This is a genomic window from Mesorhizobium sp. M7A.F.Ca.MR.245.00.0.0 (genome assembly GCF_003997415.1).
In the GTDB taxonomy this organism is placed as follows: domain Bacteria; phylum Pseudomonadota; class Alphaproteobacteria; order Rhizobiales; family Rhizobiaceae; genus Mesorhizobium.
Map to the genome: position 1 here is coordinate 302,094 of NZ_RZTE01000003.1, position 14,331 is coordinate 316,424.

The window sequence follows — 14,331 nt, forward strand, 5'->3', positions numbered from 1 at the left end:
TCTTTGTCACGGTTTCGACCGGCATCGGCGGCGGTGTCGTCGTCGACGGGCGCATCCTGCATGGCCGCCGTGGCCTTGCAGCCGAGATCGGTCACATGACCATCACCAATGAAGGCGAGCGCTGCGTATGCGGTGTCGTTGGCTGCTTCGAGGCCATCGCGTCGGGAACGGCACTTGGCCGCCGCGCCAGCGCCGCCACGGCAGCCGGAGACGGCTCTACCTTGCGACGCTTGTCAGCGGACGCGGAGGTGACCGGCCGCCATGTCGTCGAGGCGGCACGGCTGCAGGACGCTCTTGCCTCGGCCTTGCTGGAGGAGGAAGCGCGCTGGCTGGGCATTGGCTTCACCAATCTCCTGCATCTCTATTCGCCCGATGTGCTGGTCGTCGGCGGTGGCATCGCCAATGGGCTCGATCTGATGCTGCCGACCATCGAGGCGACCATCAGGCAACGGGCTATGCGCGCCTATCGCGACGTGCCGGTCGTTCAGGCCCAGCTTGGCCGCCATGCCGGGCTCGTCGGCGCCGCCAGCCTTGTGCTGTTCGACGACGGGGGCACTTTGGCAGCCCGCATGCCTGTCGGCCCAAGCACGTTTCCGGACACGCCGCTGAGCAAGACCGGCACGGTCTGACGTTGCTATCTGCATGACAAAGGCCAGAGGCAGCACGCCTCCGGCCTTTTACGCATTGACCGCGCGTCATTACTCGGCGGGAACAACGTCCGCCGGCAGGCTATCGTCGGCCGTGCCCGCCAGCGCTCTGGCCAGCTTGGCCTCGTCGAGTTCGCCTTCCCAGCGCGCCACCACCAGCGTGGCGACAGCATTGCCGACGAAGTTGGTCAACGCCCGGCACTCCGACATGAAGCGGTCGACGCCGAGGATCAGCGCCATGCCAGCGACCGGCACCGCCGGAACCACCGAAAGCGTCGCCGCAAGGGTGATGAAGCCTGCCCCGGTGATGCCGGCGGCACCCTTTGAGGAAAGCATGGCCACCAGCAGCAGCAGGATCTGGTCACCCATCGACAGGTGGATGTTGGTCGCCTGTGCGATGAACAGCGCCGCCAAGGTCATGTAGATGTTGGTGCCGTCGAGGTTGAAGGAATAGCCGGTCGGGATGACCAGGCCGACGACCGAGCGCTTGGCGCCGGCCTTCTCCATCTTTTCCATCAGCGAGGGCAGGGCGGCTTCCGATGAGGAGGTGCCCAGCACCAAAAGCAGCTCCTCCTTGATATAGCGGATCAGCGACAGGATGGAGAACCCGTTGTAGCGGCAGACCGCGCCAAGCACGACGAACACGAACAGGAACGACGTCACGTAGAAGGTGCCGACCAGCATAGCGAGATTGATCACCGCGCCGATGCCGTATTTGCCGATGGTGAAGGCCATCGCGCCGAAGGCACCAATGGGGGCCGCCTTCATCAGCACGCTGACCAGCTTGAAGATCGGTGTCGTCAGCGCCTGCAGGAAATTGAGCACGGGCGTGCCCTTGTCGCCGACCAACGCCAGCGCGATGCCGAACAGCACCGAGAAGAACAGCACCTGCAGGATGTCGCCGTCGGCGAAGGCGCCGACGATGGTCGACGGGATGATGTTCATCAGGAAGCCGGTGACCGACTGGTCGTGCGCCTTGGCGGCGTAATTGCTGATGGTCGAGGCGTCGAGCGTCGCCGGGTCGATGTTGAAGCCGGCGCCCGGCTGCACGACATTGGCGACCACAAGGCCGATGATCAGCGCCAGCGTCGAGAACGTGAGGAAGTAGAGCATCGCCTTGCCGGCGACACGCCCGACCTTCTGCAGGTCGCTCATGCCGGCAATGCCCGTCGTCACAGTCAGGAAAATGACCGGGGCGATGATCATCTTGACCAGCTTGATAAAGGCGTCGCCGAGCGGCTTCATGCTCTCGCCGACCGACGGATAGAAATGGCCGAGCAGGATGCCGACGGTGATCGCGACGAGCACCTGCACGTAGAGTTGGGCATAGAAAGGCTTGCGCTGCGCGGCAAGCGCGCCTGATTGGTCTGCGATGTGCATCGAACTCTCCCTGGCCGGATGGGGCGGAGCGCCCTGCGTGACTTCTCCCATCGCGGCGCTCCGGTCGCACGCCGCTGCCAGGGAGTTTTGCAAGCGCTGTGCCAGTTCGCGGAAAGGCCGGAACCACGGGATTTCCGCCTTTGTCTGACGTCATGCGGCCAAAGCCTGTGCGGATTTCCGCACAGGCAGTGTTTGCTTGGGCGGATTTTCGCATTACACTGGCCGAAAGGCCGCGAGCAAAGGGGAGAGGGCAGACGCCGCAAGCAGGCACCGATAGCGGATTCCCTGGATTTGCCGGCCGTGGATTGCTGCGCGAGGCCGTGGCGCGGCTGCGCGATGGCCGCTGGGTTGCTGTGGTCGTCGCTCTTGCCTTTCTGGCCGGCGCGATCGCCATTGCCGGGCGCATCGCCTCCGGCCAGGCGGCCGATAATCTGCGCGAGACGGCACTCGCCGCACTGCCGCTGGCGGCGGGAACCCTGACCGGCGAAATCGAAAAGCAGCGCCTGGTTCCACTGGTGTTGGCCCGAGACGACGCGGTGCGCGGCGCTCTGCGCCGGGCCGGAAAAATGAAAGAAAAGGCCCTCAACGACAAGCTCAAGTCGATTGCCGGCGATGCCTCGGCATCCGCCATCTACATCATCGATACGGCAGGCATCGCCATATCAGCCAGCAATGCCGACGAACCGGCGAGCTTTGTCGGCATCGACTACAATTTTCGGCACTATTTCCAGGAAGCGATGAGCAAGGGTGCTGCCAGCCAATATGGCCTCGGCACAATCAGCGGCAGACCGGGGCTGTACCTTGCCAGCCGCGTCGACGATGGCGGCAAGCCGCTTGGCGTTGCGGTGCTGAAGGTCGAACTCGACGGCGTCGAAGCCAATTGGCGTTCCAGCGGTTTCCTTGTGTTCATCACTGATGAACGCGGCGTGGTGCTGGCTACCAGCCAGCCCGACTGGCGGTTCCGTGCGCTGGCGCCACTGTCGGCCGAGGACACCGCCGCAGCCCACGAGCAGCTCCAATTGGCCGATGCAGGCTTCGAGCCGCTGCCGATCCGGCGCGACGCTGGTGACGGCCTGGCGACGATCGACAACGCGGGAAAACCGCGCCAGTTCGTCGAGGTGGTGCAGGATTTGCCCGCTGCTGTTCCTGGCTGGCGTCTCTGGCTGCTCACTCCCGCCGACGCTGCTCTTTCATCGGCCGCCAACACGGCGCGCCTGACCACGCTGCTTGGGCTTCTGCTGATGGGCTTGCTTGCCTTCGTGCTTACCCGCCGCCAGCGCGCACGACGGCTGAGGCAGGAGGCGCTGGCGCGGATGAATGCCGAACTGGAGAGCCGAGTCAGCACGCGAACGGCCGAGTTGACCCGCTCCAACACCGCACTTGCCGGTGAAATCGCCGAGCGCGAGAATGCTGAAGCCAAGGTGCGCCGGCTGCGCGACGACCTCGCCCAGGCCAACCGGCTTTCCATCCTCGGCCAAATCGCCGCCGGCGTGGCGCACGAGATCAACCAGCCGGTCGCCGCTATCCGCACCTATGCCGAGAATGCGGGCCGCTTTCTCGAAACCGGCAAAACCGAACCGGCCAGCGGCAATCTGACGTCGATCGTGTCGATGACCGAGCGCATCGGCGCGATCACCGGCACCTTGCGTACTTTCGCCCGTCGACCCGGGGTTGCCGCTTCGCCGCTGCCGGTGCGCGAGGCAATTGATGGCGCGCTGTCGCTGCTGTCGGGCCGCATCCGTGATTCCGGCGTGACCATCGTCAAGCCGCGCGGCAATGCCTCGCCGGTGGTCATGGCCAGCCGCATCCGGCTGGAACAGATCCTGGTCAATCTGTTGCAGAATGCGCTGGATGCCATGAAGGACCAGCCCGATCCCCGCATAGAGATCCAACTTGCCGAGCACGACGACAGGGTGCTGATTTCGGTGCGCGACAACGGCCCAGGTCTCGGCCCGGAAGCAGCCGGCAATCTGTTCATGCCGTTCCAGACCACCAAGGAGAAGGGGCTTGGCCTCGGGCTGGTGATCTCGCAGGAGATCGCCCAGGAATTGGGCGGCACGCTGCGGCTCGATCCCGGCAATGGCATCGGCGCATCCTTCACCATCGATTTGAGGCGAATTGAATGATTGAGGGATCAGGGCTGGTGGCGCTCGTCGACGACGATGCAGACCTGCTGCACGCCACAACGCAATTGCTCGAGCTTGCCGGCTTCGCTGTGGTCGCGCGCGACGCCGCCGAGGCAGCGCTTGCCGTTGTCGACAGAACCTTTGAAGGCGTGGTGGTCAGCGACATCCGCATGCCGGGCATGAACGGGCTGCAGCTGTTCGATCGCATCAAGGCGATCGACCCGGACATACCCGTGATCCTGGTCACCGGCCATGGCGACGTCGATCTCGCAGTGGCCGCGCTCAAGGACGGTGTCTACGATTTCATCTCGAAACCCTATGCCGGCGACCGCCTTGTCGAGGCGCTGAAACGGGCGAGTGAGAAGCGACGGCTGGTGATGGAGAACCGGCGGCTGCGCGAAGCCGCTGCCCTCGCCACTGACGGCCTGCCGCTGATCGGCGAGGCTCCTGCCATCAAGCGACTGCGCGAGACCTTGCGCCAGATTGCCGACATGAACGTCGATGTGCTGGTCGAGGGAGAAACGGGAACCGGCAAGGAAGTGGTGGCGGACCTCCTGCACAGATGGGGGCGACGGCGCGCAAAACCCTTCGTGGCACTGAATTGCGGTGCGCTGCCGGAGACGGTCATCGAGAGCGAGTTGTTTGGCCATGAGGCGGGCGCGTTCACCGGCGCGCAGCGGCGGCGGATCGGCAGCATCGAGCATTCCAGCGGCGGCACGCTGTTTCTCGACGAGATCGAATCCATGCCGCCGGCGCTCCAGGTCAAGCTGCTGCGGGTGCTCGAAACGCGCAGCCTCACTCCGCTTGGCTCGAACGACATCAGGCGCATCGATCTCAGGGTCGTCGCCGCGACCAAGGTCGATCTGGGGCGGTCGGACCAACGCGGTGATTTTCGCGAGGATCTGTATTTTCGCCTTAACGTGGTGACGCTGCGCATCCCGCCGCTGCGCCAGCGTCGTGGCGATATCCCGATGCTGTTTGGGCATTTCCTCGGCAAGGCGGCAGAACGGTTCGGCCGGCCCGTCGCCAGGGTGAATGCCGCTGTCAGCGATCATCTCCAGTCGCATGATTGGCCAGGCAATGTCCGCGAGCTCGCGCATTTCGCCGATCGCGTCGCGCTCGGTCTCGGTCCGGAGGATGAGGTGAGGGCGGTCTTCGCGCACGTGGCGGAGCCAGAGGCAACACTGCCCGAGCGGGTCGGCCAATACGAGGCACAACTCATCCGCGACGCATTGCGCGATCATGGCGGCGACGTGCGCGGCGCCATTGATGCTCTGGGCGTGCCGCGCAAGACCTTTTATGACAAGCTCAAGCGCTACGGCATTGCCGCATCAGAGTTTCGCAATGGCGGCGACGCCGACACGCAACCATCTCGGAAAAGCGATGAACACGACGCTTGAAACGACGGCAAGTCCCTTGCCGGAAGAACTCGCCTTTCTCGGTGAACGGCTGACGGCGTTCAACGACGGTGATGTCGGCGCTTCCGAAAGGAAGGCGCTTGCCGTGTTTGTGCGCGACGAGGATGGCGCGGTCGTCGCCGGCATTTCCGGTTACACCGCCTGGGGCTGGCTCTACGTGCAATGGCTCTGGGTCGATGAGCGGCTGCGCGGCCAGCACATGGCCGGCAAGATGCTGGATGCGGCCGAACACGAAGCGGTGGCGCGCGGCTGTCGAAACGCCTGGATCGACACCTTCAATCCGAACGCCGCCAAGGTCTACCAGCGTCAGGGTTACGAGCCCTTTGGAACGCTTGCCGATTTCCCTATCGGCCGCAGCCGCATCTTTCTACAGAAGAGGCTGGCGTTGGCCTGATCCATCCCGGCGGAACCGGGATGGACTGTCTTCCTGCCTGACCCGCAATCCGAACGAAGGTGGTTATGGTCCGGCGGACCGTTACTCGGCCGGAACCAGGCCTGGGTCTCCCATCGGGCTTGCTCTGGTTTCCTTGCGTGCCGACGCACGGGCGAGCACGCTTTGGCGGTTTACGGATCTGCGCTCGGCATCGATGCGATGGATCAGGATTTCCGCACGCTCGATCGACCCGAGCAGGGCCAGGATCGTGCCGCGTTCGGCGGCACCGGCATTCGGTCCGAGCGCCAGCGTGCGGGCACGCAGTTCCTCGACCCCGGGCAGATTTACATGGCCGGCCGGCATCTGCGGGCTGGAAATTCCGTAAGTAGGCAAGATTTCGCGCAGCGACGTGTCGAGCTTGTTCAGCGCGACGTCGACGATGGCTTGCGCCGGGTTGCTGAACTTCTCGCGCCTGACGCGGCGCGCCACCTGATGCATCGATTCCGTCAGGGCGGCCGTGAAGTCGGCTTCCTCGATCAGGCTGGCGATCAGATCGAGCTGTTCGTAAGGCAGATCCTCCTTCATCAGCGCGGCGGTGTAGGCGCGGATATCGCGGCTGAGGATGTCGGTCGCCAGATAGTGCTCGCCCGGATCCGACGGCGCCTTCTTGGAAGAGCGTGCGATGTCGAGGAACATGGCGCCGGCCTCCAGATGGCGGGCCGTCTCTTGCTGCACGGCGGGAATGGCCTTGGCAAAATCGCTGGCCAGTTTGCGGTCGAGGAATTTCGGCGTCGAGAAATCCTCCGCGTCGTCGGCATCCGTGTGGCCGACACGCGATAGCACCCGCTCGAACACGCCGATGAACGGGAACAGCAGCACTGTGTTGAAGACGTTGAAGAAGGTCGAGTAGAGGCCGACCGCGACCGGCACCAAGGGGAAGGTCTCCTTGCCGTCGACAATCACCGGAACGGCCGGATCGCCGCCGAAGAACTGCATGGCCCATTCCAGCACCTGGATGGAGACGAAGAACAGAGGGATGGTGATGCACACCCCGATGATATTGAACGAGATGTGCGCATAGGCGGTCCGCTTGGCGTTCTTCGAAAGATTGAGGGAAGCCATCCACGACGTGATCGTGGTGCCGAGATCGGCACCGAGCGAGAAGGCGACGGCGGTTGTCCAGTCGAGAATGCCCGCCGCGCCAAGGCCCATGACGATGCCGATCGTCGCCGAGGACGAGTGGATCATCGCGGTCACGCCGGCGGCGATGAACACGCATTTGAAAAGGTTGAGGTAGGAGTCGGCCGTCAGCGTCTGCAGCAGCGCCATGACTTCCGGCAGGTTGCGAAGCGGACGCAGGCCGCCGGTCATCAGGTTGAGGCCGTAGAAGATCAGAGCGAAACCCATGCAGGCGAGCGCTATGTTCTTCACCTTTTCGCTTTTGGCGAAGCAGTAGACCAGCGAGAACACGCCGGCCAGGATCAATCCGAGCGGACCGAGCGGCAGGGCGATGAGCCCGTTGCCGAGCGTGGTGCCGATGTTGGCGCCCATGATCACGCTGATCGCCGGCCGCAGGGCGATGACACCGGCATTGACCAGCCCGACGACCATGACGCTCATCGCCGTCGACGACTGGATGACGCCGGTGATCAGCGTTCCCGCCAGCACGCCTTTGACCGGCGTACCGGCTGCCTTGGCGAGAAAGTCGCGCATCCGGTTGACCGACAGCGCCTGGATGCCGTTTGCCATGAAATCCAGACCGAGCATGAAGATGCCCAAGCCGCCGATCACCGGCACGAGGATGTCCTTGAAGATATCTATGTCCATTTCAGGCAGTCCCCAACAAGTCGCCACGACGACGCGGTATGAAGTTCAGTTGCTGCGCAAGGCAGCTTCGTTCGGGTCAGTTTCCGACCGGCAATTGCCTTGCCCAATACTGTTCGATCTGGCCAATGAGCGCTTTCGGCAGCGGCACATAGCCGAGTGCGGTGGCGTCGCCGGCACCTTGCGCGAAGGCGAGCCGGAAAATATCATGCACGCGGCGATAGCGATGTTCCGAACGCCCCGCGACCTGGACAACGGCGAACACCGCCGTGCTGATCGGGTACGCACCATCTCCGCTGCGATTGGTGAGGGAGGCGAAGAAGTCGGTCGTTTCCCCCCAGGCGACGGAGGTGGCCGCTGCTTGCACGCCCTGCGGGTCCGGTTTGACGAACTTGCCGGATTTGTTCTGGACCGCTGCGAAGGGAAGGCCGGCGCGAAGAACCTGGCCGTATTCGGCGTAGGCAATCGCCCCCTTGCTCGCAGCCACGGCACGAAGAAGCGCTTGCGTACCTTCCGCGCCTGTCCCGAGCGGCCAGTCGATCAGAGTGTCGGCTCCAAGCTTCGTCTTCCAGTCTTCGCTTGTCGATGACAGAAACTCGGTGAAGACATAGGTTGAGCCCGAACCGTCCTGCCGGTGGATGACGCTGATGGCGAGATCGGGAAGGGCTATGTCGGGATTGAGCACCCCTATCGCAGGATCGGACCAGGACTTTATCTTGCCCAGATAGATGTCGGCGATCACCGGGCCGGAGAGGCGCAGACCTTGCTCCGGCAGGCCATCGAGATTGGCGACCACCGCGATCCCGCCCATGACGATCGGAAATTGCTGCTGGCCGTTCCTGGCGAGATCATCAGCCGGCACGGGAACATCCGTGGCGGCGAAATCCAGTTCGGGCTGCGCAAGCCGCATCAGGCCGGCAAGGGATCCGACCGGTTCATAATCGACGGTCCAGTCCAGCGTGAAGAAGTCGCCGCCGTCGGCGCGTGCAGCCTTGTATGTCGTTGCCCACTTGCCGATGATCGGCGCGGCCAGTGTCGACCCCGCACCGCGAATGGGCTCAGCCCGCGCAGCGGATCCGATCATGGCCCCGATGATTGCAAGGGCGAGCGCAGCTGCCGCCCCCGAAATCGTTGGCCGTGCACCGCGCAATAAAGCTAAACCTGCTGACAACATAAATTGAATCCCAACTATACTGCCGCCGCTATGTAGGCGCGCATCAATGGCCATACGCCTGCGAAATGAGGCGTCAGCTGAAAACAAGATCGCTCTTCTCTTGTATTAATTCTTCTTAACGGTTGGATGACAGTGGGTCCCGGCGGAAAGGCTTCTCGACTATTCCGAAGACCTTTCGACTGCAAAACCTGAACAAAAAGCCGCATCGCGTGAAAGTCGGCGGGAAAGGTCATCCTCAAACACTGAGATAGAGACCATCCGCTTCCGGATGGAAGAGGCTCTAACCGGCGAGTTTTCCGCCCTGCATCGGCCGCGGTGCGCCGGTCGTGCTCGGAAAGCTGATCGGCAGGCCGCGCAGCACGCGCACCGCGAGGAAGGCAAAACACTCCGCCTCGACCGCGTCGCCGCTCCAGCCGAGGCTCTCGGCCTGCACCACTTCGACGCCGGCACGGCTGGTCAGCATCGCCATCATGGTCGGGTTGTGGCGGCCGCCGCCGCTGACCACCAGTTTTTTCGGACGGCTTGGTAAGAGGTCGAGTGCCTTGCCGACGGCTCCAGCGGTAAAGGCGGTCAGCAGTGCCGCGCCATCCTCCGCATCCAGCCCGTCCGCCATGGCGGCGCCGAAGTCGAAACGGTCCAGCGATTTGGGATAGGGCTTGGTGAGATAGGGGTGCTGCAGCAGCTTGGCCAGCCGCGCCTCGTCCACCTTGCCCGCACCGCCGAGCGCGCCGTCGCGGTCCATCTCGCCGAGCCCCTTCGACTTGATGAAATCGTTCAGCGGTGCGTTGGCCGGTCCGGTGTCGAAGGCAACGACATTGTCGATGCCATCCCACCAGGTGATGTTGGCGACGCCGCCGAGATTGAGTACGGCCACCTCGCCATTGGCGCCGGCGCCGCGCATCAACGCCGTGTGATAGACCGCGGCCAGCGGCGCGCCTTGCCCCCCGGCGCGCATGTCGGCCGAGCGGAAATCGTAAGCGACCTTGGTACCCAACAGGGCATGCATCAGCTCACCGTCGCCGAGTTGCCTTGTCTGGCCCAGCCGTCCAGCCTGCGGCGCGCGATGCAGAACGGTCTGGCCGTGAAAACCGACGACGCCGATATCGGCCATCGTCACGCCATAGCCTTCGACCAACTCCTTGACGGCTGCTGACTGGGCACGCGTCAGGGCTTCCTCCGCGGTGCGGAAGATCGCCGGCTCCGGCCCGACAAAGTTCCACGCCCGCGCCTCCGTCAGCGTCTCTTCCAGCAGGGAGCGGATCGACGGAGGATAGGGCATCAGCCGGTAGGTGCCGAAATCCTCGATACGTTCGCCGTCGGTCTTGATCAGCGCGACGTCGATGTTGCCGTCCAGCACCGTGCCGGTCATCAGGCCGACGGCCCAGATTGGTTCCATAGTCGTTTCCTTGTTGAGCATGATCTTTTCCGAAAACCGTTTCCCACTTTTCGGGACCACGCTCCAGTCCCATTGATGAGATCGCCGACAGCTTTACGAAGCAAAACGGTTCCTCTGTCGAAATCACGTGTCGGATGGATCCGGTTGGTGAGCAAGGTTCAAGCCTTGCCCCTGTGGAGGCGGGGGTCGCGGTACCGAGGCAGACCTATCCTCGTAGCGCCACTGGCGATACTGGACCGCGCAACGCCGGTTTGCGGCCGTCTGGCTCAACAACCGCAGCGATGTCACCTCTTGCCTGCCGGCCGCGAAGGCGCGACCTTGCCCGATCTGGCGAAACGCTTCCGCCGAAATCCGCAAGGAGAGAAAAATCATGACCTCATCCGATGTGGCCGTTATTGCAGGCGCGGGCGCTGGTCTGAGCGCCTCGCTTGCGCGCCTTCTCACCCGCGAAGGCATTCGCGTGGTTCTGGCCGCTCGCAACGTCGAGAAGCTCAGCGCTCTGATCGACGAAACCGGTGCTCTGGCCGTTGAGACGGATGTTGCCGACGCTGCGTCCGTCGCCAGCCTGTTCGACACCGCCGACAAGGCCGGCCCGCTGGCGCTCGTGGTGTTCAACGCCAGCGCACGCACACGCGGCCCGATCGCCGAGCTCGATGCGGAAGCGGTCAAACAGGCATTACTGGTCGGCGCCTATGGCGGCTTCCTGGTCGGCCAGCAGGCGGCGCGCCGGCTGCTTGTCCGGGGATCCGGTTCGATCCTGTTCACCGGCGCCACTGCCAGTGTGAAGGGCTTTCCCGGCTCGGCCGGCTTTGCCATGCCGAAATTCGGCCTGCGCGGCCTGGCGCAGTCCATGGCCCGCGAACTCGCCCCGCAGAACATCCACGTCGTCCATTTCATTATCGACGGCCAGATCGCGCCGCCCGGACAGGCAGCCGATCCCGACCTACAGGACCGCCGCCTGTCGCCGGATGCCATCGCCGAGGCCTATCTCACAACCCATCGCCAGCATCGCAGCGCCTGGAGCTCGGAGCTTGAGTTACGGCCTTGGGTCGAGACGTTTTGACAATCCAGACGATCGCCCGGCGGGAAGCAACGCGATCCTTCCGCTTTTCCTAATATATTAGGCAGTGCTGATATTTTGTGGCGCTAAGCTGCTTGTCCAATACATAAAAAGGCTCAGTGTAATATATACGTTTGTTTAACGCGGGTTGTGCATGTTGCAGCTTTCCCGGGTTAATTGAGAACGCGCATGTCGGTTACACGTCGTACACTGCTTGCGGCCGGGAGCGGCGGGTTGCTGATTTCACAAGCCCGCGCAGCCAGCACTCCGGGACAGCAGGCGGAGAACGCCCCTCAACCTATCGCGAGCGGCGATGCATTGCGCATCGCAATGCCGGCCTTCGCTTCCAATCCGTTCTTTCCGGCCGACGGATCGGGGGACGATGGCATAGACATGGAGTTGGCCCACGGCATCGCCGCGGCGCTTGGCGTCGAGCCGGTGTTCGACCGATCCGCCGCAACGTTCGACGATATTGTCAAACAGGTAAGTTCCGGACAGGCCGACATGGCGATTGGCAAGCTTAGTCGGACGCTTCAGCGCGGCCGGTCGATCATCTATTCCCGCCCCTACGCCATGCTGCGGCAAGGGCTGATCGCCAACCGCCTCAACCTGGCGCGTATCGCGCAAGGCAAACCGGCCGAACAGATAGTCCGTGATTTCTCAGGCGATCTTGGCGTGATCGAGGGCTCTTCATTCGCCACCTATGCGGCCACGACCTTCCCGCATGCGCAAATCCACCGCCTGGCAAGCTGGGATCTGATCATCGATGCGATCCGAAACGGGACGATCGACATGGCCTATCGCGATGATTTCGAGATCAAGAAGCTGATGGTCGACGATCCGTCGATGACGGTCGTCGCGCGCTCGATCACGCTGACCGACAAGGTCGATACGATCGCAGTCGGCGTGCGGCCCGACAATCCGCACCTCGCGGCCTTTGTCGATCTCTATCTCGATCTCGCGCGGGGTCAGCAGATTCTCAACACGGATGAGATCATCGCCCGCTATCGCCTGGGGAGCAAAGCCTGACATGGCCATCTCCGAGGTAGCCGGACCCCTGCCTTTCGACTGGCGCCTCGCAGCAAGGCGTATCCTGCGATCTCCGGTCACGACGATTGTGATGATTGCTGCAGGGATACTGTGCGGCCTCTACTATCCAGACTTTGCCCATGCGATCAGCCCTGTCGCACAGCTCTACCTGAATTTCCTCAAGATGGTCGTCCTGCCCTATTTGGTCTCGTCGGTCATCTTCTCCATCACGGCAATGGTCCAGGACCCGAAATCGGTCCGCTACCTCGGCAAGGTGGGCATGGCCGTGCTGGCCGTATCGTTCCTGAGCGTGCTGGTGAGCGGCACATTGTCGTTGATCCTGCAGCCGGGCCAGATCGAGAATCCGCAGTCGCGCATCGAGCTTGGCGAGTTCATCAATTCCCAGGGCAGCGTGTCCACCGATCTCGCCTTCCCATTCCAGCCGCCGCCCTCCAATGGCGATCCCAATGGCGGGCACTCGATCCTGCTCGACCTGGTGCCGAACAACGTCTTCAACGCGCTGGCCTCGGGCCAGACCATCCAGGTTTTGCTGTTCTGCCTGCTTTTCGGGCTCGCGATGGGGAAGATTCCCCAGCCCTCGTCCATGAGCCTGACCCAGGCGCTCAACGCGGTCTACCGGGCCTGCACGGTGCTCACCAACTGGTTCATCTGGGGGTTGCCCTTTGCAACCTTCATCCTGATCGCGGACCAGACCGCGTCGACCGGAACCAAGCCGCTCACGCTGATGGGCGGTTACCTGCTGGTGATGGGCCTTTCCTGCCTCATATTCGTTGCCGGGGCTTTTGCCATTATCGCCATCCGGTCGCGACGAAGCTACTGGACCACGATCAAGACCTGCCAGCCCCTTCTCATGGTGGCCATCACCACACGCTCTACGGTCGCCTCGCTGCCTTGGGTCATCAACCTTTTGAGCGAGCGCCTGCGGTTCAGCCTGGTGGTGGTCGAACTGCTCGTGCCGCTGCAGGCGGCATTGCTGCGTACAGGCCCAGCGCTGCTCTACACCTCGGGTGCGCTGTTCATCGCCCAGCTTTACGGCCACCAGCTTGCAGTCTCGGACCTCGTGCTCGTCGGCATCATCTCAGCGCTTCTCGCGCTCACCACCGGCGGTATGGGCAGCCTGCTCATCCTGTCCCAGATGTCCATCGTCTGCGGCTACCTGAAGCTTCCCTTCGAGGCGGCGTTCGTCCTGTTCGTCGCGGTGGATGCAGCCGTCGACACGTTCATGACGCTGGCCAGCGTCTGCACCGTCGCGGCGAGCACGGCAATGATCGCTCCCAGCCACAGGGAGACGACGCAGCCTGACGCCGCCTCGGACCAGCTCGAAGCCGAGCCTGTCAGATGATCGACGACAGCATCCGTCCCCAGCTCGGCATTATCGGCGGTCTCGGGCCGCTTGCTTCGGCTGATTTCTACTTCAAGCTGACCCGGATGACCCAGGCGCTCAGAGACAACGAACATGTGCCTGCCGTGATCCTCAGTGTCCCACAGCTGCCCGACAGGACCGAAGCGATCCTTGCCGGCCATGATGGGCCGCTGGCGCCTTTGAAAGCCGCGGTCGCGACGCTCAATGCGCTCGGCGTCGCCCGCATCGCGATGCCGTGCAACACCGCCCACCATTGGTACAGCCAACTGGCGGCGAATTCGCGCGCGGAAATCATCCATATCGGAGATGCTGTGGTGACGGAGACGCGTCGCAGCCTGGATCAGGGCCGGGTTGCTGTTCTCGCCACCCAAGGCACGCTGGTCTCCGGCTTCTATCAGGACAGGATGTCGGCAGCGGGATTTGAGCTCTGCCTTCCCGCGAACACCGAGTTTCAGGCCTGCGTCGACAGCGCGATCAGCCTCGTCAAGGCGGGTTCGATCGCGAATGCGGCGGTTGAAAC

At 63.4% G+C, this 14,331-nt stretch carries 12 protein-coding genes and 1 pseudogene; 8 read left to right on the forward strand and 5 right to left on the reverse strand.

Features of this window, described 5'->3' with window-relative positions; genetic code table 11:
* A partial coding sequence (locus EOB80_RS35055) for an ROK family protein (RefSeq protein WP_245466260.1) occupies window positions 1–629 on the forward strand: 629 nt, incomplete at its 5' end.
* Between the two features lie 69 nt (window positions 630–698).
* Here the strand turns inward: EOB80_RS35055 and EOB80_RS06395 are convergent.
* The gene (locus EOB80_RS06395; protein WP_127327056.1) at window positions 699–2,027 is read right to left on the reverse strand and encodes a dicarboxylate/amino acid:cation symporter; all 1,329 of its coding nucleotides are present in this window, start codon (window positions 2,025–2,027) and stop codon (window positions 699–701) included.
* A gap of 167 nt (window positions 2,028–2,194) precedes the next feature.
* Between EOB80_RS06395 and EOB80_RS06400 the strand changes: the two genes are divergently transcribed.
* From EOB80_RS06400 to EOB80_RS06410, 3 genes are read left to right on the forward strand one after another with little or no spacing between them, the layout of a single operon-like run.
* Window positions 2,195–4,153 carry a sensor histidine kinase gene (locus tag EOB80_RS06400; protein ID WP_127327080.1) on the forward strand — a complete coding sequence of 653 codons (1,959 nt, stop codon included), beginning with the start codon at window positions 2,195–2,197 and terminating at the stop codon, window positions 4,151–4,153.
* Complete coding sequence (locus tag EOB80_RS06405) at window positions 4,150–5,553, forward strand: sigma-54 dependent transcriptional regulator (RefSeq protein ID WP_127327057.1); 1,404 nt, start codon at window positions 4,150–4,152, stop codon at window positions 5,551–5,553. The genes EOB80_RS06400 and EOB80_RS06405 overlap by 4 nt, the downstream gene beginning before the upstream one ends.
* Complete coding sequence (locus tag EOB80_RS06410) at window positions 5,537–5,965, forward strand: GNAT family N-acetyltransferase (RefSeq protein WP_127327058.1); 429 nt, start codon at window positions 5,537–5,539, stop codon at window positions 5,963–5,965. Before EOB80_RS06405 ends, EOB80_RS06410 begins: the two co-directional genes overlap by 17 nt.
* A gap of 81 nt (window positions 5,966–6,046) precedes the next feature.
* On the opposite strand, the gene EOB80_RS06415 is transcribed toward EOB80_RS06410, so the two are convergent.
* From EOB80_RS06415 to EOB80_RS35060, 4 genes and pseudogenes are all read right to left on the reverse strand, one after another.
* Window positions 6,047–7,771: a Na/Pi symporter gene (locus tag EOB80_RS06415; RefSeq protein WP_127272615.1), complete on the reverse strand. Its 1,725-nt coding sequence runs from the start codon at window positions 7,769–7,771 to the stop codon at window positions 6,047–6,049.
* 76 nt (window positions 7,772–7,847) lie between these two features.
* Complete coding sequence (gene pstS, locus EOB80_RS06420; RefSeq protein ID WP_245466261.1) at window positions 7,848–8,852, reverse strand: phosphate ABC transporter substrate-binding protein PstS; 1,005 nt, start codon at window positions 8,850–8,852, stop codon at window positions 7,848–7,850.
* Between the two features lie 370 nt (window positions 8,853–9,222).
* Window positions 9,223–10,338, reverse strand: a complete 1,116-nt coding sequence (locus tag EOB80_RS06425; protein WP_127327059.1) for an anhydro-N-acetylmuramic acid kinase — start codon at window positions 10,336–10,338, stop codon at window positions 9,223–9,225.
* A gap of 68 nt (window positions 10,339–10,406) precedes the next feature.
* Window positions 10,407–10,508: pseudogene (locus EOB80_RS35060) on the reverse strand (esterase); the annotation flags it as partial.
* A 200-nt stretch (window positions 10,509–10,708) separates the two neighbouring features.
* Between EOB80_RS35060 and EOB80_RS06435 the strand changes: the two are divergent.
* The 4 genes from EOB80_RS06435 to EOB80_RS06450 all read left to right on the forward strand — a co-directional run.
* Window positions 10,709–11,401: an SDR family NAD(P)-dependent oxidoreductase gene (locus EOB80_RS06435; protein ID WP_127327060.1), complete on the forward strand. Its 693-nt coding sequence runs from the start codon at window positions 10,709–10,711 to the stop codon at window positions 11,399–11,401.
* 186 nt (window positions 11,402–11,587) lie between these two features.
* Window positions 11,588–12,427, forward strand: coding sequence for a transporter substrate-binding domain-containing protein (locus tag EOB80_RS06440; RefSeq protein WP_164762532.1), 840 nt, complete (start codon window positions 11,588–11,590; stop codon window positions 12,425–12,427).
* 1 nt (window position 12,428) lies between these two features.
* Complete coding sequence (locus EOB80_RS06445) at window positions 12,429–13,790, forward strand: cation:dicarboxylase symporter family transporter (protein WP_127327061.1); 1,362 nt, start codon at window positions 12,429–12,431, stop codon at window positions 13,788–13,790.
* On the forward strand, window positions 13,787–14,331 hold a 545-nt coding region (locus tag EOB80_RS06450; RefSeq protein ID WP_245466262.1), incomplete at its 3' end, for an amino acid racemase. The genes EOB80_RS06445 and EOB80_RS06450, both read left to right, overlap by 4 nt.